The sequence below is a fragment of the Actinacidiphila guanduensis genome (assembly GCF_900103985.1).
GTDB classification, from domain to species: Bacteria; Actinomycetota; Actinomycetes; order Streptomycetales; family Streptomycetaceae; genus Actinacidiphila; species Actinacidiphila guanduensis.
In genome coordinates this window covers 37,933-59,255 of record NZ_FNIE01000014.1, presented here as the reverse complement: position 1 = coordinate 59,255, position 21,323 = coordinate 37,933, and the positions used below count along the sequence as shown (strand labels likewise).

General features: G+C 73.9%; 19 protein-coding genes. 11 read left to right on the top strand and 8 right to left on the bottom strand.

Going from position 1 to position 21,323, the window contains the following annotated elements:
* Window positions 1-99: 99 nt before the first annotated feature.
* Together BLR33_RS27035 and BLR33_RS27030 are read left to right on the top strand one after the other, a co-directional pair.
* Complete coding sequence (locus BLR33_RS27035; protein ID WP_093787242.1) at window positions 100-1,179, top strand: LLM class flavin-dependent oxidoreductase; 1,080 nt, start codon at window positions 100-102, stop codon at window positions 1,177-1,179.
* A complete protein-coding gene (locus BLR33_RS27030; RefSeq protein WP_218136709.1) occupies window positions 1,176-1,964 on the top strand; it encodes an SDR family NAD(P)-dependent oxidoreductase in 789 nt (262 codons plus the stop codon). The genes BLR33_RS27035 and BLR33_RS27030 overlap by 4 nt, the downstream gene beginning before the upstream one ends.
* A gap of 7 nt (window positions 1,965-1,971) precedes the next feature.
* Here BLR33_RS27030 and BLR33_RS27025 read toward each other — a convergent pair whose 3' ends face one another.
* On the bottom strand, window positions 1,972-2,970 hold the full coding sequence (locus tag BLR33_RS27025; RefSeq protein ID WP_107408925.1) for an alpha/beta hydrolase family protein: 999 nt from the start codon (window positions 2,968-2,970) through the stop codon (window positions 1,972-1,974).
* 195 nt (window positions 2,971-3,165) lie between these two features.
* On the opposite strand from BLR33_RS27025, the gene BLR33_RS27020 reads away from it, so the two are divergent.
* On the top strand, window positions 3,166-3,552 hold the full coding sequence (locus BLR33_RS27020) for a MerR family transcriptional regulator (protein WP_176930518.1): 387 nt from the start codon (window positions 3,166-3,168) through the stop codon (window positions 3,550-3,552).
* Between the two features lie 269 nt (window positions 3,553-3,821).
* Window positions 3,822-6,083 carry an alpha-galactosidase gene (locus BLR33_RS27015; RefSeq protein ID WP_093787239.1) on the top strand — a complete coding sequence of 754 codons (2,262 nt, stop codon included), beginning with the start codon at window positions 3,822-3,824 and terminating at the stop codon, window positions 6,081-6,083.
* Window positions 6,084-6,265: 182 nt separating this feature from the next.
* Here the strand turns inward: BLR33_RS27015 and BLR33_RS27010 are convergent, their stop codons facing one another.
* A complete protein-coding gene (locus BLR33_RS27010; protein ID WP_093787238.1) occupies window positions 6,266-7,294 on the bottom strand; it encodes an aldo/keto reductase in 1,029 nt (342 codons plus the stop codon).
* 104 nt (window positions 7,295-7,398) lie between these two features.
* On the opposite strand from BLR33_RS27010, the gene BLR33_RS27005 reads away from it, so the two are divergent.
* Window positions 7,399-8,340: a helix-turn-helix transcriptional regulator gene (locus BLR33_RS27005; protein WP_093787237.1), complete on the top strand. Its 942-nt coding sequence runs from the start codon at window positions 7,399-7,401 to the stop codon at window positions 8,338-8,340.
* A gap of 275 nt (window positions 8,341-8,615) precedes the next feature.
* Here BLR33_RS27005 and BLR33_RS27000 read toward each other — a convergent pair whose 3' ends face one another.
* Window positions 8,616-9,266, bottom strand: a complete 651-nt coding sequence (locus BLR33_RS27000) for a GntR family transcriptional regulator (RefSeq protein ID WP_245771693.1) — start codon at window positions 9,264-9,266, stop codon at window positions 8,616-8,618.
* Window positions 9,267-9,626: 360 nt separating this feature from the next.
* Here BLR33_RS27000 and BLR33_RS26995 point away from each other — a divergent pair, with 360 nt between their 5' ends.
* Complete coding sequence (locus BLR33_RS26995) at window positions 9,627-9,962, top strand: cupin domain-containing protein (protein WP_093787236.1); 336 nt, start codon at window positions 9,627-9,629, stop codon at window positions 9,960-9,962.
* A 455-nt stretch (window positions 9,963-10,417) separates the two neighbouring features.
* Entirely contained in the window at window positions 10,418-10,834 is a 417-nt protein-coding gene (locus tag BLR33_RS26985; protein ID WP_093787369.1) for a VOC family protein, read from the top strand.
* A 25-nt stretch (window positions 10,835-10,859) separates the two neighbouring features.
* Here BLR33_RS26985 and BLR33_RS26980 read toward each other — a convergent pair whose 3' ends face one another.
* The gene (locus BLR33_RS26980) at window positions 10,860-12,350 is read right to left on the bottom strand and encodes an MFS transporter (protein ID WP_093787234.1); all 1,491 of its coding nucleotides are present in this window, start codon (window positions 12,348-12,350) and stop codon (window positions 10,860-10,862) included.
* A 450-nt stretch (window positions 12,351-12,800) separates the two neighbouring features.
* Between BLR33_RS26980 and BLR33_RS26975 the strand changes: the two genes are divergently transcribed.
* Window positions 12,801-13,286: a MarR family winged helix-turn-helix transcriptional regulator gene (locus tag BLR33_RS26975; protein ID WP_093787233.1), complete on the top strand. Its 486-nt coding sequence runs from the start codon at window positions 12,801-12,803 to the stop codon at window positions 13,284-13,286.
* Between the two features lie 368 nt (window positions 13,287-13,654).
* Here the strand turns inward: BLR33_RS26975 and BLR33_RS26970 are convergent, their stop codons facing one another.
* Window positions 13,655-14,206, bottom strand: coding sequence for an NADPH-dependent F420 reductase (locus BLR33_RS26970; protein ID WP_245771692.1), 552 nt, complete (start codon window positions 14,204-14,206; stop codon window positions 13,655-13,657).
* A gap of 56 nt (window positions 14,207-14,262) precedes the next feature.
* On the bottom strand, window positions 14,263-15,195 hold the full coding sequence (locus tag BLR33_RS26965) for an NAD-dependent epimerase/dehydratase family protein (protein ID WP_093787231.1): 933 nt from the start codon (window positions 15,193-15,195) through the stop codon (window positions 14,263-14,265).
* Window positions 15,196-15,328: 133 nt separating this feature from the next.
* Here BLR33_RS26965 and BLR33_RS26960 point away from each other — a divergent pair, with 133 nt between their 5' ends.
* Entirely contained in the window at window positions 15,329-16,273 is a 945-nt protein-coding gene (locus BLR33_RS26960) for a LysR family transcriptional regulator (RefSeq protein WP_093787230.1), read from the top strand.
* A 150-nt stretch (window positions 16,274-16,423) separates the two neighbouring features.
* Entirely contained in the window at window positions 16,424-17,620 is a 1,197-nt protein-coding gene (locus BLR33_RS26955) for an MFS transporter (protein ID WP_093787229.1), read from the top strand.
* A 94-nt stretch (window positions 17,621-17,714) separates the two neighbouring features.
* On the opposite strand, the gene BLR33_RS26950 is transcribed toward BLR33_RS26955, so the two are convergent.
* Both BLR33_RS26950 and BLR33_RS26945 read right to left on the bottom strand, forming a co-directional pair.
* Window positions 17,715-18,965, bottom strand: coding sequence for an MFS transporter (locus BLR33_RS26950; protein ID WP_176930516.1), 1,251 nt, complete (start codon window positions 18,963-18,965; stop codon window positions 17,715-17,717).
* On the bottom strand, window positions 18,962-20,272 hold the full coding sequence (locus tag BLR33_RS26945) for an ATP-grasp domain-containing protein (protein ID WP_093787227.1): 1,311 nt from the start codon (window positions 20,270-20,272) through the stop codon (window positions 18,962-18,964). The genes BLR33_RS26950 and BLR33_RS26945 overlap by 4 nt, the downstream gene beginning before the upstream one ends.
* Window positions 20,273-20,564: 292 nt before the next feature.
* On the opposite strand from BLR33_RS26945, the gene BLR33_RS26940 reads away from it, so the two are divergent.
* Window positions 20,565-21,209: a TetR/AcrR family transcriptional regulator gene (locus BLR33_RS26940; protein ID WP_093787226.1), complete on the top strand. Its 645-nt coding sequence runs from the start codon at window positions 20,565-20,567 to the stop codon at window positions 21,207-21,209.
* The last annotated feature ends 114 nt before the right edge of the window (window positions 21,210-21,323 follow it).

Here is a 21,323-nt window from a genome sequence, read left to right as displayed (position 1 = left end):
GACGCAGCGGACCGGCCGGCCGCGACGAGACGGCGGACGGCACGCCGGACGACACGCCGGACGAGACGGCACAGGACACGCAGACCACAGGGAGACGAGATGGAGATAGGACTCGGCGTCTACAGCGGGGAGTGCCTGCCCGGTGAAGGCGTCACCCCCACCCAGGTGATCGCGGACTCGATCAGCCAGATCCGGCTCGCCGAGGAGGTGGGCCTGGACGCCGCCTGGATCACCGAGCACCACTTCCTGCCCAGCGGCTACGTCGGCAGCGTGCTGCCCTTCGCCGCCGCCGTCGGCGCCGCGACCAGCCGCATCACCGTCGGCATCTCGGTCGCGCTGGCCCCGATCCACGACCCGGTCCGGCTCGCCGAGGACGCCGCCTTCGTCGACGTCCTCACCGGCGGCCGGCTCCAGCTCGGCGTTGCCCTCGGTTACCGCGACATCGAGTACGAGGGCTTCGGGGTGCGCCGCAAGACGCGTGTCGGGCGGACCGAGGAGCTGTGCCGGATACTGCGCCAGGCGTGGGGGCCCGGCGAGGTGGACTTCGAGGGGCGGCACTTCATCCGCAAGGGCTTCGGCGTCTACCCCAAGCCCGTGCAGCCGGCCGGGCCGCCGCTGCTCATGGGCGGCCACGCACCCGCCGCGATCGACCGGGCCGCCCGGCTCGCCGACGCCTTCATCATGGACGGCGGTACCGACTCCGACGCCTTCGGCGAACAGGGCCACAACCGCGGCCTGTTCGGCCGGGTCGAGGGCGCGGTGCGGCTCTACCGCGAGGCCCTGGAACGCAACGGCAAGGACCCCGAGCAGGCCCGCTTCTACATGACGCTCGGCGGCTTCCTCCACGAGGACGGCCCCGACGCCGCCTGGGCGGCCGTCAGCGAGGGCTACATGTACACCCGCCGCGTCTACGGCGACTGGTACGGGCTGCCGCCGGAGACCTACGCCGACTGGTATCCCGACCGGATGTCGCCCGAGGAGCACCGCACCCGGCGCGGCGAGATCCTGCTCGGTGCCCCCGCGGACGTGGTCCCGGTACTGGAGAAGCTGCGCGAGATCGCCGGGCCGAGCCTGCACGTGATGTTCCGCTCGAAGTACCCCGGCGTGCCGCACGAGACGACCTGCGCCTCGATCCGGCTGCTCGGCGAGGTGCGGGCGAAGCTGGTGGGGGAGGCGTGAGCGGCATCGGGGCGGCGGCCCTACGGAAGCCGGGCGTGCTCGCCGGGCAGGTCGCCCTCGTCACGGGAGCCGCCGGCGGCATCGGCGCGGCCTGCGCGGAACTGCTCGCGGAGCAGGGCGCGTTCGTGGTCGTCGCCGACATCGCGGCGGAGGCGGCCGCGCGTACGGCCGAGCGCATCGCGGCGGACGGCGGCGCGGCCGAGGCGGCCTGCCTGGACATGGCGGAGGTCGCCTCGGTGCGGGCCGCCGTGCAGGGCGCGGCCGGCCGGCACGGCCGGCTGGACATCCTGGTCAACAACGCCGGGATCGCGGTGGCCAAGCCGCTGCTGGAGTACACCCCGCAGGACTGGGAGCGGCAGATGGCGGTCAACGTCACCGGAACGTTCTTCGCCCTGCAGGCCGCGGCCCGGATCATGGTGCCGCAAGGGACGGGCCGGATCGTGAACGTGGTCTCCACCGCGGGCTTCGTCTCCTCCTCCACACCCGAGGCGGCCTACGACGTCTCCAAGGGCGCGGTCCGCCAGCTCACCGTCTCCGCCGGCGCCGAACTCGCCCCGTACGGGGTGAATGTCAACGGTGTCGCGCCCGGCACCATCGCCACCCCGCTCACCGACCAGGTGCTGGACACGCCGCAGAAGCGGGCCAGGGCCGGGGAGAAGATCCCGCGCCGCCGCCTCGGCCGCCCCGACGACATCGCCGGCGCCGTCGCCTACCTCGCCTCGCCCGCCGCCGACTACGTGTGCGGGCACGTCCTGGTGGTGGACGGAGGGTGGCTCCTCTACTGACGACCTGTCAGGAAGCCTGGACCTCCGGTTCCTTCGTTTCCAGCCGCCCCAGCGGGTGGGTGCCCGTGCCCAGGGTCTGCCGCACGGCGGTCCACGCGGCGCCGCCGGTGCCCAGGGCGTGGTGCAGCCAGGCGGTGGTGACCTGCTGGAGCAGGGCGAGGCGGGCCGGGTGCTCGTCGGTGGTCTCCCGGGCCTCGTGACCGGGGATGCCGCCGAGGGAGTGCTCGGCGCCGTGGAGTGTCAGCAGGGCGCGGGCGCCGGGGCTCAGGTGGTAGGGGTCGGCCATCCAGTCGGGGCCGCGCACGGTCAGCGGGGAGTCGTCCCGGTCGCCCGCGACGACCAGGGCCGGGGTCGTCAGCGTGCCGAAATCCGGGTTCATGAACGGGAAGTGCTCGGCCGCGTAAGGGGTGAGGTCGGTCCCGCCGCGGCCGGCGGTGGCGAGCAGGACACCTGCGGTGACCCGCGGGTCGGACAGGTCGGCTGCCTCGCCGGTCGAGGGGTCGCGGACCCGCAGGCCGAGCAGCGCGCCCGCGGTCTGGCCGCCGAAGGAGTGCCCCGCTGCCGCGATCCGGCCGGGGTCGAGGCGTCCGGCGAGACCGGGAACGGCGGCCGCCAGGACGTCGAGGTGGTCCAGCACGCGCTCCATGTCCTCGACCCGCAGCCGCCAGACGCGCGGGGCGCGCGGGTCGCCCGGGGACAGGCCCACGGTCCGGGAATCGAGGTGGGTGGGCTGGACGACGGCGAAGCCGCGGGCCGCCCAGTGGTCGGCGAGCGGGCCGTAGCCCTCCAGCGACGAGCCGAAGCCGTGCGAGAACAGCACGACGGGCAGGGCGTCGCCGGTGACGGGGGCGCTGACGCGGACCCGCAGGTCCTCGCCCCGGCCTGGCGCGGGGATGACGACCGGCTTCACCGAGACGACGGGGACGGGGGCGGGAGCGCCCGCCGAGCCGTCCACGGCGGAGTACGGAGCCGGCTGCGGGCTGTACGAGGGGGTCGAGGACGGCATGGCGCTCCTGCGGGTGCGGGGATGGGAGACCTGGGGCCGGCGGCTGCGGCCGGCCCGGCGCACTTACGCTAGGACCTGACGCCGACGTCAGAGGCAAGGGCTGCCGGCGGCACCGGCCGCACCGACGACCGGGGACGCGGCTCGGAGCGCCCCGCCGAAGCAGGAGAAGCCCGCCGGGGCCGAGGGAGGACCGTGATGCGGATCGGGGATCTCGCCGGCCGGACCGGCGCCAGCGTGCGGGCGCTGCGGTACTACGAGGAGCAGGGGCTGCTCGCCGCCGACCGCAGCCCCAGCGGCCAGCGGCAGTACCCCGAGAGCGCTGTCGAGCGGGTGCGGCTGGTGCGGCAGCTGTACGCGGCCGGCCTGTCCAGCCGCACCATCGCCGAGCTGTTGCCCTGCGTGGTGGACGGCCGGGCCACGCCCGCGCTCCTCGACCGGCTCGCCGCGGAACGGGACCGCATCGACACCCAGGTCGCCGAACTCCTCGGCACCCGCGCCCGGTTGGACTCCGTGATCACCGGCGCCACCGGAAACCTCCGCACCGGCCGCCCCTGCGGCCCCCGTGGCTCCGCGGCGAGCTGAGTCCGCAGCACTCGCTCCCCCCTGCGGGGACTTCCCCGGCTCGGTAAAGAGAACCGACCGGGATCTTGACGTGCCTTCAACTTCCTGGTGATATCTGACGCGTCGCGTTTGATTGTGTTCGCTTTGCCGTCACGGAACCGCGCCAACGGAACGGTACGAACGGCATCGCACAAAGCGCCACCGCCTGGACGGGCGGGGCGACACCACCACACCGCCTTCGGCCCGCGCCCGTTCGTTGCGGTGCGGCCGAACCGCGCGAGGAGAGCTCAATGAAGAGACCCGTGCGCGGCCTGCTGGCCGCGCTCACCGGTGGACTCCTGGCCGTGGCCGGCCTCGCCGCCACCGCCGCACCCGCCGCCCACGCCGAGGACAACGGCGTGGGCGCCAAACCCCTGCTGGGCTGGAGCAGTTGGAGCTTCGTGCGCTCCCACCCGACGGCCGCCGTCATCGAGGCGCAGGCCAAGGCGCTCAAGGACAGCGGGCTGGCGAAGGAGGGCTTCGTCTACGCGAACGTGGACGACTTCTGGTACCACTGCCCGGGCTCGCAGGGCCCGGACGTCGACCAGTACGGCCGCTGGGTCACCGACGAGACGAAGTTCCCGCCGAAGGGCAGCGAGAACGGCATCCAGGTCGTCGCCGACTACGTGCACTCCCTCGGCCTGAAGTTCGGCCTGTACGTCACCCCCGGCATCTCCAAGCAGGCCGTCGCCCAGAACACCGCGATCGAGGGCACGCGTTACCACGCCGACGACATCGCCACGACGAGCGGCGAGGCGAACTACAACTGCGGCGGCATGGTCGGCATCGACTACTCCAAGCCCGGCGCGCAGGACTTCGTCAACTCCTGGGCCGACCAGTTCGCCGGCTGGGGCATCGACTACCTGAAGATCGACGGCGTCGGCACCCCGGACCAGCAGGACGTGCAGGCGTGGTCGGACGCCCTGCGCCAGACCGGCCGCCCGATCCACCTGGAGCTGTCCAACAATCTGGACATCAACAACGCCGCCACCTGGAAGAAGCTGGCCAACGGCTGGCGGACCGGCGGCGACATCGAGTGCTACTGCGGGGCGGGCGGCAGCAGCTACCCGCTGACCTCCTGGTCCTCGATCTCCTCGCGCTTCGACCAGGTCGCGGCCTGGGCGCCCTACGGCGGCCCCGGCGGCTACAACGACTACGACTCCCTCGAGATCGGCAACGGCGCCAACGACGGGCTCACCCTCGACGAGCGCAAGACCCAGATGAGCCTGTGGTCCCTGGCCTCCGGGCCCCTCACCTTGGGCACCGATCTCACCCACCTGGACCCGACGGACCTGTCGCTGCTGAAGAACACCGACGTCCTCGGCGTCGACCAGGACGGCATCGACGCCCACCGCGTCTCCTCCGCCGGTGGCGCCCAGGTGTTCGCCAAGACCGAGCAGAACGGCGACACGATCGTCGGCCTGTTCAACACCGGCTCCGCGCCCAAACTCGTCTCCGCCGGCGCCTCCGCGCTCGGCCTGCCGACCGCCCCGGACTACCAGCTGACCGACCTGTGGACCCACACGTCCACCGAGTCCGCCGGCACCGTCGCCTCCGTGGTGCCCGGCCACGGCGTCGCCCTCTACCGGGTGAGCGCCCTGAAGAAGACCTCGGCCACCCTGCCGCCCACCACCGCCCTGACCATCGGCGGCCTGGACGCCCCCACGCAGACCTCGCCGGTCCCGGTCACCGAGACCTTCACCGACTACGGGGCGAACCCGCTGAAGAACGTCACCCTCGCCCTCGGCGCCCCCAAGGGCGCGACCGTCGCCCCGGCCGCCCCCGTCAGGTTCGGCGCGGTCCCCTCCGGTGGCACCGTGCAGTACCCGTTCACGGTCACCGTCCCCGCGGGCACGGGCGTCTTCAACAGCGCCGCGATCAGCGCGAAGGCCACGTACTCCTCGCGCGCCGGCGGTGAGCAGGCCACGGCGAGCGCCACCGCGAACACGGCGACGCCGGTCGCCGCCCCGTACAAGACGTACGCCTCCACCACGGCCGGCTTCGGCCAGTCCGGCACCCAACTCGGCATCCGCGCCCAGGGATCGGACGTCTACGGCGGGACGAATGAGTACGGCACGATCTACCGGCCCGGCGCCGAGCACGACGGCTCGACCACGGTCGTCAAGGTGACCGCGCAGACGAACACCGACCCGTGGGCCAAGGCCGGCATCATCGTGCGCAACGACGTCACCAACGCCTCGGGCTCCACCGGCTTCCTCATCCTCGCGGTGACCCCGGGCAACGGTTACGCCCTCCAGTGGGACAGCGACGGCAACGGCCAGCTCGACTCCAACAAGTCGCGCGACCAGGTCACCTACCCGGCCTGGCTGAAGCTGGTCCGCTCCGGCACCACCTACACCGGGTCCTACTCCACCGACGGCACCACCTGGACGCAGGTCGGCAGCGTCACCATCCCGCAGGCGGCCGCCACCCAGGACGTCGGCGTCTTCGCCACCGCGCACTCCGCGGGCAGCACCGGCGAGGCCGACTTCGACTCCTTCACCACCAGCTGACCCCTCCCCGCACACCCGACTCCCCGTACCCCGGCCCGCCCCGGGGGACGGGGAGTCCGCGCGGGCGGCTCGTGATCGGCCGGATCGACGTTCATGAGAACGGACTCGTGCACGGAGCCGGGTGGGTCCGGCGGCTGGGACTCCGGACCTGCGATCCTGCGCCTGCGCGCCCCGCTGTGCCGTCACGCCGCCGCGCGGTCGGCCGGCGGCCGGCGCCTCAATTCCCGCTGGCGGATGGCCGGCGGCTGGTAGGCCATGTCGAGCGTGCCCATGTCCGTGCCGGGCGGCACGATGGCGTCGATCCGGTCCAGGACGTCGTCCGGGAGCGTGACCTCGGCGCCCGCGAGCAGATCGTCCAGGTGCGCCATGGTCCGGGGGCCGAGGAGCGCGGATGTGACACCGGGGTGAGAGAGCACGAACCCCATCGCCAGATGGGTCAGCGGCATGCCCGCCTCCTCGGCGAGCGGGATGAGCTGTTCGACGGCGTCGAGCCGCCGGTCGTCCTTCAGGTGCTCGAAGTCGTACTGCGAGCGGTGCGTCGCGGCCTCCTGGCCCTTCCGGTAGCGCCCGGTCAGCAGCCCGCCGCCGAGCGGCGACCAGACCAGGGTGCCCATGCCGAACTCCTGAGCCACCGGGAGCACCTCGCGCTCGATGCCCCGGTTGAGGATCGAGTACACCGGTTGCTCGGTACGCGGCCGGGCGAGGCCGCGCCGCTCGGCGACCCAGTGGGCGCGGACGAGTTCGGAGGCGGGCAGGGACGAGGTGCCGAAGGTGCGGATCTTGCCGGCTCGCTGCAGGTCGGTGAGGGCCCCGAGCGTCTCCTCGATGTCCGTGTCGGGGTCCGGGCGGTGGATCTGGTAGATGTCCACGTAGTCGGTGTCGAGGCGGCGCAGCGAGTCCTCCAGCGCGCGCACCAGCCAGCGCCGGGACGCGCCTTGGTGGTTCGGCTCGTCGCTCATCGGGAGCCGGGCCTTCGTCGCGAGCACGATGTCGGAGCGGCGCCCCTTCAACGCGCGGCCGACGATCTCCTCCGACTCGCCGTGCGCGTACATGTCGGCCGTGTCGATGAGGTTGATGCCGGCGTCCAGGGCCCGGTGGATGATGCGGACGCACTCGTCGTGGTCGGGGTTGCCGAGGGCACCGAACATCATGGCGCCGAGAGCGTAGGGGCTCACCCTGATCCCGGTCTTGCCGAGGCCGCGGTAGCGCATGTTCTCTCCTGGGGTCCGTTTGCGAGGTACTGCCCCCAGTCTGGTGGGGAGACGACGGACGATGAATATTTGCAAGTCCCGATTTTTTGAGCGAGAGTACGGGTGTGACCCCCGATCGACTCTCCGAAGCGCTCGATCTGGTCGAGGTCCGCGGCGTCCTCACCGGCGGCATCGCGGCCCGCGGCGGATGGTGGGCCCGCGGAGCGCTCTCCGACCCGGTCAAGTTCTTCGCGCTCGTCAGCGGTCGGGCTCGCCTCACCACCGACGGCATCGACGAACCGGTCGACCTCGTGGCGGGTGACGTGGCGATCCTCACCGGCCGCTCCTGGGTCGCGTTCGAGGCCGGCGCGGAACCCCGCCAGGAGGTGCAGCCGGAATCCGACTTCTCCACCGACCGCTTCGCGCGCTCCGACCGCGACGCCGACGACATCGTCATCGGTGGCTGCGTCAACCTGAACGAGGCCGGAAGAACGCTCCTGCTCGAATCACTGCCGCCACTGGCCCACATCAGGTCGGCCGGTGACGACGAGCGCCTCCTCGCCGCCCTGCTGCGTCTCTTCGACGAGGCGACCGCGCAGCGGCTCGGCTCGGCCTTCGCGATCCGGCAGCACGGCCAGCTCTTCCTGCTGGAGCTGTTGCGGTCCTACGTCGACCAGTCCGTACTGCCGTCCGGCTGGCTGCGGCTGCTCGTCGACGAACGCCTCCGTCCCGCCCTCGACCTGCTGCACGGCCGTCCCGGGGGTGCCTGGGGGCTCGAGGAGCTGGCGCGGGCCGCCGCGATGTCCCGGACGACCTTCGCCGAGCGGTTTCGGGAGGCGGCCGGTGTGCCCCCGCTGACCTACCTGGGGCGGTGGCGCATGCTGCTCGCCCAGCGCGCGCTTCGGGACGGTGACACGCGCGTCGCGGCGCTCGCCGAGGAGCTGGGCTACGGCTCGGAGAGCGCGTTCAGCACGGCGTTCAAACGGGTCGTGGGCGAGTCACCGCTGCGCTACCGGGCCCGCGTGCGGCAGGACGCCGTCGGCCGCGTTCGGACCGGGACGCTATGACGCGTCGGTTCCTCTCGGCTTCCTGCGAGCCCTGGCCGATGCGCGCGTCCGCTTGCCGGCCGCGTAGCGGTTCGGCCTCTTCGTGACCCCATCGCCTATCGATGGCGGTGCCGTGCGGGGACAGCCGGCGATTCGGCGCTCGGCGATTCCGACGCCATCGATGAGATACGGCGGCGTGTTCGGGCTGCTCCGCAACCCGGGACTGCGGGGCCACGCGCGCGAGCGCGTGTGCGGCGCTTACCGGGTGGAGGCGCGGCCACGCGCCCGGGCGGCGTTCAGGCGCCGGGGATCTCCCCTCGCGCGTGCGCGGCGAACTTCTCCCCGGCCAGTTGCGGATCGGCGGTCCGCAAGGCGTCGAGCAGGCCGGCGTGCTGCTCGGCCATCTCCGCCCAGTCGCCGGTGAAGGTGGGGTCGGAGACCACGCGCAGCCCGCGCAGGCTGGGCTCCATCACGGCCCACACCTTGGGCAGGAACGGGTTGCCGCCGGCCTCGCAGACGATCCGGTGGAAGGTGATGTCGGCGTCCCGGAACCGCCCGACGTCGCCCTCGGCCGCAGCCTCGCGCATCGCCTCCACCTGGGCGTCCAGGTCGGCGAGGGCGGCCGGGTCGGCACGCTCGGCCAGGGTCCGCGCGGCCAGCTCCTCGATCACCACGCGCACCGCGCGGGCCGAGGCCGCGTCGTCCTGCGAGACGGTGGCCACGAAGCTGCCGCGCCGGGGGACGTGCTGCGCCAGGCCCTCGTGCACCAGGCGTTTGACGGCCTCGCGGACCGGGGCCTGGCTGACGGTGAGCTGCCGGGCGATCTCCGACTCCACCAGGCGCTCGCCCGGCTTGAGATCGCCGCTGACGATGAGGCCGCGCACCCGCGCGTACACCTGGTCGGAGAGCAGGACCCGGCTGATCGGCTGCCCGATGGCGCTCACCATGAACCCTCCTGTGATGGACCGCTCCCATCGTATCGATGATCGCTTCGATGTCGTTGCCGGCTCATGGCGGCTGGGCAGCGAGGGCACGGCCGTCCACCGACAGGGGTGCGCCGCCGGTCACGGCCAGGAGTTCAGCCGGCTGCGGATGGACGGCGGCGCACGCCTGCCGAACCCCCCTGATTCCCGACAGCCGGGCGGAGTACGGGCAGGGGGCGGGCCGCCCGGCGGACGTGACCGGACCGCATGGCGGGCACCCCCTCGACGCGGGCCGCGCCGGCGGGACAGGCTCTGGGCACCCGGTGGCGCGCACAGGTGCCCGGGGAAGGCCCGCAGGGCCGGGCCGGCCGAGGAAGGGGTGCCATGAAAGAGGAGTTCGAGTTCTTCGCGGTGGGGGACGTGCCGTGGCGGGACGCCGAGCCCGGCGTGCAGGAGAAGGTGCTCTCACGGGCCCCGGGCGACCCCGCCGTGCTGACCCGCCTGGCCCGCTGGGCGCCCGGCCGCGACACCACGGACGCCGGGGTGATCACCCACGAGTACGTCGAGGAGGTGTACCTGCTGGAGGGCGAACTCCTCGACGTCTCCCTCGGCGTGACCTTCACCGCCGGGCAGTACGCGTCCCGCCGCCCGGGCATGCGGCACGGCCCGTACCGCACCCCGGCGGGCTGCACCATGCTGGAGATCCGCAGCCGACCGTGACGCCGATGTGCGCCCAAGGGACCAACGGGCCTCCGCCGACTGCGAGTTCGCCTCACCGCGCAGGGTGATCGGGCTCCTGCGGCACGAGCCGGCGACGGTGCAGCGCGCGGCTGTGCGGATCAAGGGGCTCGCCACCTCGCGGTGGCGGGCCCCTCACGGTGACGGCCTGGTGGCCGTCCTCGAACGGGCCGCCGGCCGGGGGATCGCCCGCGACCCGGTGGTCTTCCGCCACCTCGCCCACCTCGCCCACACGGTCATGGGGCTCTTCGTCCTCCTCGGCCGGCACGACAACGAGTCCGACACCGTCGAGAGCCGCCGCCAGTCCTTCGCCACCGTCACCGTCCCGCCCTCCCCTTCACTCCCGCCACCTGACAACCGGGCGCTCCCGGCCCCCTTTCGGCGGCTAGCCTGGGCGGTTCGCGGGTCGCGTGGGTCCGGGGAAGGGTGCGGTGCGGATGCGGGGTCGGATCGATCGGGGGGCCGGGGTTGCCCGGGGGGAGCGGCACGACTGGTGGGGGGTGGTCCTGGAGGCCCCCGAGCCGGGGGAGTTGGCCCGCTTCTACGCCGAACTGCTCGGCTGGGAGCTGGTCAAGGACGAGCCGGACTGGGCGGCGGTCGGGCCGCCCGAGGGCGTCGCCTACCTCGGCTTCCAGCGCTCCGAGGGCTTCGTACCGCCGGTGTGGCCGCCGCGCGAGGGCGCCCAGCGGGTGACGATGCACCTGGACTTCGAGGTGAGCGACCTCCCCGAAGCGGTGGCGCACGCCCAGCAGTTGGGCGCTCGCCTTGCCGCCCACCAGCCACAGCCGCAGGTCCGCGTCCTCCTCGACCCCGCCGGGCACCCCTTCTGCCTCTACGTGGACCCGGGCGCCTGACAACGAGCCCCCGGCGTGGGGGAGTTCAGGGGCGGGGGCGGAGCAGCGCGGCGGCGGTCGCGGCGCAGGCGAAGAGGATCAGGGCGCTGATCAGCATCGCCAGGTGCAGGCCGGACTGGAAGCCGTGGCCCGCGGCAGTGTCCAGCGCGCGGCGGGTGGCCGTGGGGAGGCGGCCGACCGCCTCGGCCGGGCTGGTGGAGCCGTGCCGGGCGGCGGCTTTCACCGCGGAACGGGCCGCCGGGTCCCGCAGTTTCGCCAGGGGTGCGCCGAGCGCGCCGGTCTGGCGGGCGTGGAGCACCGCGCCGAGCAGGGCCACCCCGAGAGTGCTGCCGATCTGCCGGCAGGTGTTGTGGACCGCGGAGGCCATGGTCACGTAGCGGCGGTCGATGGTGGAGACGGCCGCGTTGCTCATCGTCGAGCTCATCAGGCCGCTGCCCGCGCCGACCAGGGCGAGCCGCCATTCGAGCCCCGGCAGGCCGTCGCCGTAGGGCTGCGTGGCCAGCAGCAGGCAGCCCGCGCCGGTCAGCGCGAGGCCGAAGGCGAGGACGGGACGGAGGCCGAAACGGTTGGTGAGGCGGCCGGCGACGGGGGCGAACAGCGCCATGCACACCGTCATCGGCAGGAACAGCGCGCCGGTCGCGAGCGCCGAGTAGCCCCGTATCTGTTGCAGTTCGAGGCTGTAGAAGAACAGGATGCCGAACAGCGCGAGGAAGTAGGCCAGGCCCGCGGCGTTGGCGGCCACGAAGCCGCCCGAGCGCCACATCGCCAGCGGCATCAGCGGGTTGCCGCCGCGCCGGGCCGTGCGCAGCTCCACCCGGGCGAAGCCCGCTGCGGCGAGCACCGCCACGGCGTACCCGGCCAGGATCCGCGGCGCGGTCCAGCCGTAACTGCCCGCCTCTATGAGGGAGTAGACCAGCGCGGTCAGGGCGAGGACGCCCAGGAGCGCGCCGGGCACGTCGAGCCGGTGCGCGGTGGCCGGGCGGCCGTGGCGCTCGGCGGGCACCACCCGGCGGGCGAGGTACCAGGCGGCCGCGGCGAGCACCGCGACGAGGCCGAAGCCCGCGCGCCAGTCCGCCACGGCCAGGCACACGCCGCCGAGTACGGGCCCGGCGGCCAGGCCGAGGCTCGCCACGCCCGCCCAGATGCCGACCGCGCGGGCCCGGGCGGCGGGCGCCTGGTACTCGGTGACGACGATCGACAGGGTCTGCGGCAGCATCGTGGCGGCGCCGACGGACTGCACGACCCGCGCGCCGAGCAGCACCGCCAGGTCCGGAGCGAGGGCGCACAGCGCGGAGCCGGCGAGGAAGATCCCCGTGCCCAGCAGGAAGGCGGTGCGGCGGCCGAGCCGGTTGCCGAGCGCGCCGCCGGGCAGCAGCAGGCCCGCGTAGCCGAGCGTGTAGATGTCGGCGACCCACTGCAGGTCGGTCACCGAGGCGTGCAGGTCGGTGCCGATCTGCGGGGTGGTGACGTTGACCAGCGTGGAGTTGAGCATCGAGAGCATCAGGCCGAGGCACATGGCGATCAGGACGCGCCCGGCGCCGGGATGGGCGGCGGGCCCGGCGGCAGGTCCCGCCGCGAGTCCGGAGACAGGTCCCGTGGCAGTTTCGGCCGCGGTGGGGGCGCCTGTGGGCGTCGATGTGCCCGCGGGGGCGCGTGTCCCCGTCCCGTCCGGGGCTCCGGCCGCGCCGGGACCCCCCGACGGTTGCGGCCCGGCCGCGTGGGCCCCGGGGGCGCCGCCAGGGAATCGCGTACCGCTGTCAGCCATACGAGTGGCCTTCCTTCGCTCCGAGGCCCAGGGACGTGCCGCTGCGGACTCCAGCCTGTTTTGTAGCCTAACTATAAAACACCCGGAACGGGCCGTCGTTCCCGCTAGCCTTGGCGCGTGGAGGGTGCCCTTCGCGTGTGCACGGCGCCCTGGGCGCGTGGACGGTGCGGGCCGGCTGACCGACGCCTTCGGGAGGACGAGGTGGACGACGCGCAACGGGACGGCGGTGACGCCGCTGCCCCGCGGGAGCGGGAGGAGGCCGCCGTCGAGCAGTTGGCGCGGCTGCTGCGGCCGCGGCTGCTGCGGGCCGGGCAGGCCATGCGGCGCGACACCCAGCAGTTGCCGGTCACCATCGCCCAGGGCGCGGTGCTGAGCCTGCTGCGGGGCGGGCCCCTCGGCGTGGGGGAGCTGGCCCGGGCGGAGGGTGTGCGGCCGCCGACGATGACGCAGCTGGTCAACCGGATGGAACAGCTCGGCTGGGTCGCCCGCACCGGGCCCGCGGTTCGTGGCAGCCGCGCGGAGATCACGGAGCTGGGCCGCTCCGTCGCCGCGGAGGTGGACGCCCGCCGCACCGCCCTGATCGCGGCCCGCCTGCGGCACCTCACGGCGAGCGAACGCGATGCCCTGCTGGCCGCGCTGCCGGTCCTGGACGAGATCTTCGGCAAACCGGTCACAGCGGAGCCGTAGCCCGGCCTCGGCACCGGCCGCGGGTTCAGGCGCGGGCACGCGCGGGGGCCGCGGCATTGCCGCAGCGCGGTCCGACATCGACCGGGGTGCGGACCGTGGCCCGGCTCCCACGTGCGGCCCGGTCTCCGGCCTCGACGGGTACGGCAGAGCAGGCCCCGCCCGTACGACCGCCGGCCCGGCCCCACGTCCGGCCCCGGCCCCGACTCGGCTCCAACGGGTACGGGAGGGCATCGCCGACGACCCCGCCCGTGCGCCCGGCGGCCCGCCCCGGGCACCCGCAGCGAAGGCGCGCCCGAGCCCGCAACAGCCCCCGGCGAGGCCGCATTTGCGGCGACCCCGCCGGGGGCTGTGGAGAGGAAGCGACGTGCTCAGAGCTCGCCGGGGCGGGCGAAGCGGTAGAAGACGCCGCCCACCGGCTGGATGCCCATCAGCAGCCACACCGCGTTCTCGAAGTCGCGCGCCCGCGAGAGGTCGCCCACGCGTACGGGGTCGTATCCGGCGTCCCGAATGAGGCGTTCGGTGACCTCGCGGGCTTCCTCGTCGGCGACGTACCAGTTGCTCGGCCGCACCCGCTGCTCGCGCACCTGGCCGAAGAGCGCGCTGAAGTTCATGTTGAAGCTCTTGGCGACCGGGCCGCCGGTGATGGACTTGACCTCGTCGGCGTAGGAGGGGAAGTCGCCGTGGCGCGTGGGCAGGATGTTCGTGGCGTCGATCGCGGTCTTGCCCGCCAGGCCCGTCACCCTGTCCAGGGCCTCGGAGATCTTCGCGCCGGGAACGGCGACCAGGACGACGTCCGCCGCCGAGGCGTCCCCGCCCTCGCGGCCGAGTTCCACCACGTCGTGGCCCGCCGCCCGCCACAGGCGGGCCAGCCCGCCGCCGATCTGTCCGCGTCCGATCGTGACGATGTTCATTGCGTTCATTGAATGGGTCCTTTCGAAGTGCGCATGTAGGTCGGGCAGTCGGCGGCGTGAAGGGGTCACGCGCCCTTGAGGGCGAGCGAGTTCCGCACCGCGTCCAGCCCGGCGGCGTGCGTGACGACGGGCGCGTAGCCGAGTTCGGCCACCGCCTTGTCCGTCCGCAGCAGGCACGGCTGCCCGAGGAACCACCGTGCGGGGACCGGGACCTCGCGGGCCGCGGTCCCGGCGTCCAGCTCGGGGATCGCGGCGTCGGCGCCGTAGAGCGCGAACAGAGGCTCCAGGAAGTCGCGCAGGACGACGCGCTGCCGGTCGGTGACGAAGTACGCCTGGCCGGGCCGCCCTCGGCGCCATCCGAGGAGCAGGCCCTCGACCGCGTTGTCCACGTAGGTGACGTCGGTGGTGTGCCGGCCGCCGTCGATCCAGGCGAACTGTCCCGCCTGCACGGCGGCCACCAGGCCCTCGATGAGGATGCTGCCCGGGCCCCACACGAACCGCGGGCGGATCGACACGGTGGCGAGGCCGGGCGCGTTCGCGTCGAGGACGATCCGCTCGGCGGCGGCCTTGCCCGCGCAGTACGCCGCCGCCGAGTCCGGCCGCAGCGGCGCCGTCTCGTCGGCCTCCAGCAGCGGGTCGCCGGCCAGCAGCGCGGCCTCGCTGCCGCAGTGGACGAAGCGGGGCACCCGCGCGGCACGGGCCGCCTCGATCGCCGCCTCGGTGCCGCGCACCGAGACGAGGTCGTGCCGGGCGCGGTCGGCGGTGATGTCCGTCTCGGCGGCGAGGTGGAACAGCACCTCGCTGCCCGCGACCGCGTCCTGCCACGTCGACGCGTCCGTCAGCTCGCCCCGGACCGGCTCCGCGCCCAGCGCGGCCACCTTCGCCGCCGACGCCTCGCTGCGGACCAGGGCGCGCACCGTGTGCCCCTGCTCCAGCAGCCGCCGTACCAGCACCTGCCCGATGAACCCCGAGCCGCCCGTCACGAACGCCTGTGCCATGGAACTCTCCTCACGTGCTCCGGCCCTCCCCGCGTGCTCCGGCGGGAAGGTGCCGTCCGGTGCAGCGACCAGCGGCTTCCCAGGCTTCCCTCGGCGCCATTCATGCTTCAGGGGGCTGCGATAAAATGAGTGGATGGCTACTCTCCGGGCACTGGAGTGCCTCGTCGCCGTCGCGGACACCGGGTCGATCACGCAGGCCGCGCTGCTGCTGCACTCCTCGCAGCCCGCCGTCTCCCACCAGATCGCCGCGCTGGAGCGCGAGACCCGCACGCCCCTGCTGCACCGCGAACCCCGCGGGGTGAAGCTCACCCCCGCCGGGCGCGCCGCCGTCGCCGACGCCCGGCGGGCCATCGAGGCGGCCGCCTCCGCGGTGCGCTCGGCCCGCGCGGCGGGTCAGGCGGCCGGGGGAGTGCTGCGGCTGGTCTGCGCGCAGAGCCTCACCGTCGCGCTGCTCGCCCCGGTCGTCCGGCGCTGGCACCGCCGCCGCCCCGACGTGGCGATCACCCTGCGGGAGTCCACGGCGATGGAGGAGGCGCTGGACTTCGTGACCTCCGGCGAGGTGGACGCGGCGCTGCTGCCCGGCCGTCCGCCGGGCGACTTCACGGTGACGCCGGTCGCCGAGGAGGAGATCGTGCTGACCGCGCCCGCCGGCCACCCGCTCGCCGACCGCCCGGCCGTCCGGCTGAAGGACCTCGACGGCGCGCCGCTGGTCCACTTCGCGCCGGACAACGGCCTCGGCGGCTGGCTCGACCGGTCCCTCGCCCGCGCCGGGGTGCACCCCGAGGTCGTGATGCGCACCTCGGTCACGGCGGCGGCGCCCCAACTCGCCGCGGCCGGGCTGGGCGTGGCGGTCAGTCCGGTGAGCGCGGTCAGCGACGGCTTCCCGGCCGCGGTGCGCTCCTTCGACCCGCGCTGGGTGCGGCAGCTGGTCGCGGTGACGTCCTCGGCCCCGGACCCCCTCCTCGCGCGCTTCCTCGCCGACCTGCGCGCGCACGGCCTGCGCGTCCCCCGCGCGGTCCGCACCCAACTCACCCCGGCCGAGCCGCAGCCGGACGCCGCCGGGCAGTCGTCCTCCTGAGCCCGGCCGGCCGGGCCCACCCATCGAACCGGCGAATACCTTCCCCCGGATTGTCGAGGGCCACGGCGCCCGATTCCGGGAATCGCCGCGGACGCGGCCACGTTGAGCCCCGATTGGCAGATCACCCCAGTACCAATCGGAGGCTTTCCCATGTCATCTGCGGTCCACGAAGAAACCCGTGCCGAAGAAGCCGTGAAACTTCCCATGGCGGGCCTTCTGGCGCTTTTCACGGCGGGCTTCCTGGGAATCATAAACGAGACAATTCCGGCCGGTCTGCTGCCGGAGATGGCGAAGGGAATGGGCGTCTCGGAATCCGTCGCCGGCCAGACCGTCACGGTGTACGCGCTGGCCACAGCACTGACGGCGATCCCGCTGAACGGCGCCCTGAGGAATTGGGGCCGCCGCAATGTTCTCGTCTCCGCTCTTGTCGCCTTCGCCCTGGCGAATACGGTGGCGGCATCCACGAGCAGCTTTCCCGTCGTCCTCGCCGCGCGATTCGTGGCCGGTGCCGGGGCGGGGCTGATCTGGTCGAACATCGGCGGATACGCGGCGCGGATCGTGCCCGCGCAATTCCAGGGAAAGGCGATCGCCATCGCGATGGCGGGCACGCCGGTCGCGCTCTCGCTCGGCCTTCCCGCGGGCACGTTCCTCGGTGACGCGACGGGCTGGCAGGCGACCTTCGGGGTCGTGGCGGCGGCCAGTGCCGCGTTGATCGCCTGGGTGTTCGCCGTCCTGCCGGACCTCCCGGGCCGGCCTGCGGGCGGGCACGTGCCGGTCACCGCGATCCTGCGCAACCCGGGCGTGCGGCCGCTGCTGTGGGTCGTCGCCGGGTTCATGGTCGCCCACAACATCCTCTACACCTACATCGGCCCGCTGGCGGACCGTGCGGGCGCGGGCGGCCGGCTGGAGTGGGTGCTGCTGGTGTTCGGGCTCGCGGCGCTGCTCAGCATCTGGCTGACGGGCGCGCACGTGGACCCGCACCACCGGCGGCTGACCGTGATGAGCGCGGTGGTGCTGGGGGCGAGCGCCGTCGTCCTGGGCCTGGCGGGGCTGAGCCCGGTGGTCCTCTACGCGGGCGTGGCCGCCTGGGGCTTCGGGTTCGGCGGTTCGGCGACGCTCTTCGTCACCGCGGGCATCAGGGCGGCCGGCACCGACGGGGTCCAGTCCGTCCTGGTGACGGTCTTCAACCTGAGCATCGCGGCCGGCGGTGTCTTCGGCGGCCTGCTGCTCGCGGGCTTCGGCGTCGCCTCGATCCCCTGGGTCGCCGTCGCCCTGATGATCCCGACGGCGGCCACGACCGTCGCCGCCCGCCGCCACGCCTTCCCCCACTGGCCGCGCCGGCCGTGATCCCAGCGCCGTGAGGCCCGAACGAAGCAGGGCCCCGCTCCCCGGAGCAGGGGCCCTGCTTCCACGGCCGCGTCCTTGCGTCCGGGCTCTCGCGTCAGCCGCCGGCCAGGGACGGAGTGGACTGCCGGGTGGCCTGCAAGCGGTCTTCGAGCGGGCGGAGCACCGGCTTGACCAGGAAGGTGGCCAGGACGAGGACAGCGGCGAGGCCGCACCAGGCGAAGAAGCCGTGCCCCACCACCAGGCCGGTGACAGCCAGTGGACCGAGGATCGACTCACCGGTGATCCCGAGGAAGAAGACCGACAGATAGGCGGGGCGCTCCGCTTCGGGCGCGTAGCGGTAGGAGACCTCCCACGAGCCCGCCGACTGCCACAGTTCGCCCAGACTCAGCAGGACGATCGCGACGAACAGCAGCGCCGCGGCGGTCCAGCGGCCGGCCTGCTGGGTCAATCCCATCGCCACACAGCAGCCGGCCAGTGACAGGCCGCCGCAGCGCAGCGCGCGGATCGATCCGGCGAAGGCCGTGGCGCGCCGGGCGACCGGGACCTGGAGGGCGACCGCCATCACGGTGTTGGTGAGGGTCAGCAGCGGAACGACGGCCACCGGAGCACGGCTGGCCTGTACGACGCTGAGCGGGATTCCGACCGACAGCAGGGTGTTGTGCAGGACCAGGACGCCGTTGAGGCCGGTCATGGACAGGTAGCGGACGTCACGGAAGTGGCCGAGCAGTCCGAGCGCGTCGCCGGTCCGCAGGACCTTCGGCGCCGTGGGCAGCCGCAGCCGCATGACCACCAGGGCCGCCAGCACGAACGACACGGCGTTGCCGAGGACGACGCTGCGGTACGCCCACGGCGAGTGCGTGGTCAGAAGGGGGACCACGGCCGCAGCGCCCACGGAGAAGCCCAGGTTGCGGGTGGACCGGACGACCGCCATGGTCCGGACCCGTTCCTCCTCGCCCGAGGCGGCGCCGATGACGGCCTGCGTCATCGGCCCGGTGGCACTCTGCGCCACGGCCAGGTAGACGCTGAGCGCCACGAACCAGGGGAACGAGGTGCAGAAGGCCAGGGCGAGCAGCCCGCAGCCCCGCGCGAGTTGGAGCAGGACCAGCAGGCGTTTCGCGCCGATCCGCCGGCCGGCCAGGCCCATCGGCACCGTGGACAGGAAGCCCACCGTCATGCCGACGGTGAGGCCGAGCCCTACCTGCGTACTGGTCAGGCCGACGACCCGCACGAAGAAGACCGCCGAGCCGGCGAGGTAGAGGCCGGTGCCCGAGGCGTCGATGAAGGCGCTCAGCGCGAAGACACGTCCGGCCCTGGTGGCCGGGACGTAGTCGCGTAACCGGATCACCGGCCTGCCCCGGGGTGCGTGGCGATGGTGAGCGCGGCGCGGGCCTGTTCGGCGGCGCGGGCGGCCGAGGGCGCGTCGGGGGCCGTGGCGATGACGTGGCCGGGACGCTTCCAGGAGCTGGTGACGGGTTCGACGGTGTCGCCTGGGGCGACCCGGACCAGTACGTCGCACACGCCGGGCACCGCACGGGCCTGCTCGACCCCGTCGACCGCGTCGACCGTGCCGGGGGCGGCGGACAGATAACGGATCGCGGCCCCCCGCGCGACCGGCGGCGCGGGGTCGGCGGCCCGTCCTTCGAGGACGGCGAGGAAGCCGTGCAGCAGGCTCCAGTCGTAGGCCATCGCGATGAGTTCGACGATGTAGTCGCCGGGGAGCCGGGCCGCGCACTCGACCAGGTGCGGCACCCCGTCCACGACGATCCACTCGCCGTGCAGGACGCCGGACCCGAACTTCGTCGCCTCCACCAGGGCGCGCATGCCCGTGGCCAGCGCGGCCGCCACCTCCTCGGTCACCGGCCCCGAGACGACATGACCGGTCTCGACGGGGTGCCGTCCCGGCTGGACGTCCTTGGCCGTGGTGTTGAAGAAGACCGTCCGGCCGTCGCGGACCAGCACCTCCGCGCTGACCTCGGGCCCGCGCAGCAGGCGCTCGGCCAGATAGCGCGAGCCCCCGGCGTCGCCCGGCCGGAACATCTGCTCCTCGGCGCCCGCCGTCAGCGCCCACGCGGTAAAGACGTCCGCGTCCGGCGGCAGGATCTGCACCCCCACACTGGCCTGACGGTTCGTCGGCTTGAGCACGCACGTGCCGTCGCCGCCGGCCCGGAAGGCGGCGACCTCCGCGGGGCCGGTCACCAGGCGCCACTCGGGCTGGGCGATCCCGGCCCCGCCCGCCGTGCGGCGCAACTCCGCCTTGTCCCGGAAGACGGGGGCCGCGTCCGGACCCGCGCCCGGAAGCCCCCAGGCGGCGGCCAGCGTGGCGGCGGCCACCACCCCGTAATCGCTCGCGGGGACCACGGCGCCGATCCGCGGCGGCCGCGGGACCAGCCCGACGAGCCGGACGGCGTTCGCCTCGTCCTGGATCGGGGCCGCGAGGACGGCGGCCAGGCAGCGGACGGCCCCGATCTGCCCGCGCACCCCCCTGGCCTCGATGACGTCCGGCGTCTCGACGACGGCGACGCTGCGCTCCGGCAGGAAGCCGTCGAGGTCGACGAGGAGGTCCGCGCTGTACCCGACGAGCAGGTACCGCACCGCGTCGAGATCCGGCCCCGCCTCCGGGGAAGAGGGCCCGCCGTCCCCGCCGACTGTCATCCCGTCACGCTCCTGACCGCATCTCGAACCCTGCGTGTCCCGGCACGTTAACAGCTACGGCACTAGCTGCTGCTCACCGTGAACATCGACCTCGACGTGCCAGCGGACGGCACCGCGTAGGCATGGCCGCGTTCATCGGCTGCGCGGGCCCCGAGGTTCCGCTCGCCTACTGGAGCTGACCGGGACCGCGCCCTCCGCGGCAAGGGCCGCCCGCCCGATCCACCCGAAGCGTCTCCCGGCGGGCGGCCCCGTCCTGGCGGCGGGGGTGCTCGCCGGCTCGTAGCATCGGGGGATGGCGGATGGCGGGGGCAGGCGGAAACCGGGGCGGCCCAGCGGGGGGACCGGGGCGCGGGAGGCGATCCTCGAAGTGGCGCGGGCGCGGTTCCTCGCCCGCGGGTACGAGGCCGTCACACTGCGGTCCATCGCGCAGGAGGCCGGCGTGGACCCCGCCCTCATCAGCTACTACTTCGGCTCCAAGCGGGGCCTGTTCGGCGCCGCCATGGCGCTGGTGGCCAACCCCGCCGAGCAGATCGCCGAGGTGCTCCGGGGCGACCCCGCCACCTTCGGGCCGCGCGCGCTGCGGCGGATGCTCGTCACCTGGGACTCCGCCGAGTCCGGGCCCGCGCTGCTCGGCATGCTGCGCCGCATCGCCGCGGACGCCGACTCCGCCGCGCTGGTCAGGGAAGTGCTGGAGCGCGAGCTGATCGACCGCGTCGCCGACCGGATCGGTGGGCCGCACGCACGGCAGCGCGCGATGGGCTTCTGCACGCAGATGGCCGGCATCATCGTCACCCGTTACCTGCTGCGCGTGGAGCCGATCGCCTCGATGCCCGCCGAGGAGGTCGCCCGCCTGTACGGGCCCGCGGTACGCGCCGCCCTCCAGGGGCCGCCGCCCCGCCGCGCCCCGGCCCGGCCGAAGGCGGCAGGCACGGGCTGACCCGCGTCAACGGGCCGCGACGAGCCCCGGTGGCCTCGGCGACGGCGGGCGCGCCGTCTCGCGAAACCTCGGCAGGCCCGCCGCCCGAAACCCTGCGCCGGCCCGCCACGAATC

Coding starts and splice junctions, on each gene's coding strand:
- BLR33_RS27035 (WP_093787242.1), top strand. CDS start 100: ATGGAGATAGGACTCGGCGTCTACAGCGGGGAGTGCCTGCCCGGTGAA.
- BLR33_RS27025 (WP_107408925.1), bottom strand. CDS start 2,970: ATGCCGTCCTCGACCCCCTCGTACAGCCCGCAGCCGGCTCCGTACTCC.
- BLR33_RS27020 (WP_176930518.1), top strand. CDS start 3,166: ATGCGGATCGGGGATCTCGCCGGCCGGACCGGCGCCAGCGTGCGGGCG.
- BLR33_RS27015 (WP_093787239.1), top strand. CDS start 3,822: ATGAAGAGACCCGTGCGCGGCCTGCTGGCCGCGCTCACCGGTGGACTC.
- BLR33_RS27010 (WP_093787238.1), bottom strand. CDS start 7,294: ATGCGCTACCGCGGCCTCGGCAAGACCGGGATCAGGGTGAGCCCCTAC.
- BLR33_RS27000 (WP_245771693.1), bottom strand. CDS start 9,266: ATGGTGAGCGCCATCGGGCAGCCGATCAGCCGGGTCCTGCTCTCCGAC.
- BLR33_RS26995 (WP_093787236.1), top strand. CDS start 9,627: ATGAAAGAGGAGTTCGAGTTCTTCGCGGTGGGGGACGTGCCGTGGCGG.
- BLR33_RS26985 (WP_093787369.1), top strand. CDS start 10,418: ATGCGGGGTCGGATCGATCGGGGGGCCGGGGTTGCCCGGGGGGAGCGG.
- BLR33_RS26980 (WP_093787234.1), bottom strand. CDS start 12,350: ATGTGCCTCGGCCTGATGCTCTCGATGCTCAACTCCACGCTGGTCAAC.
- BLR33_RS26970 (WP_245771692.1), bottom strand. CDS start 14,206: ATGAACGCAATGAACATCGTCACGATCGGACGCGGACAGATCGGCGGC.
- BLR33_RS26965 (WP_093787231.1), bottom strand. CDS start 15,195: ATGGCACAGGCGTTCGTGACGGGCGGCTCGGGGTTCATCGGGCAGGTG.
- BLR33_RS26960 (WP_093787230.1), top strand. CDS start 15,329: ATGGCTACTCTCCGGGCACTGGAGTGCCTCGTCGCCGTCGCGGACACC.
- BLR33_RS26955 (WP_093787229.1), top strand. CDS start 16,424: ATGTCATCTGCGGTCCACGAAGAAACCCGTGCCGAAGAAGCCGTGAAA.
- BLR33_RS26945 (WP_093787227.1), bottom strand. CDS start 20,272: ATGACAGTCGGCGGGGACGGCGGGCCCTCTTCCCCGGAGGCGGGGCCG.
- BLR33_RS26940 (WP_093787226.1), top strand. CDS start 20,565: ATGGCGGATGGCGGGGGCAGGCGGAAACCGGGGCGGCCCAGCGGGGGG.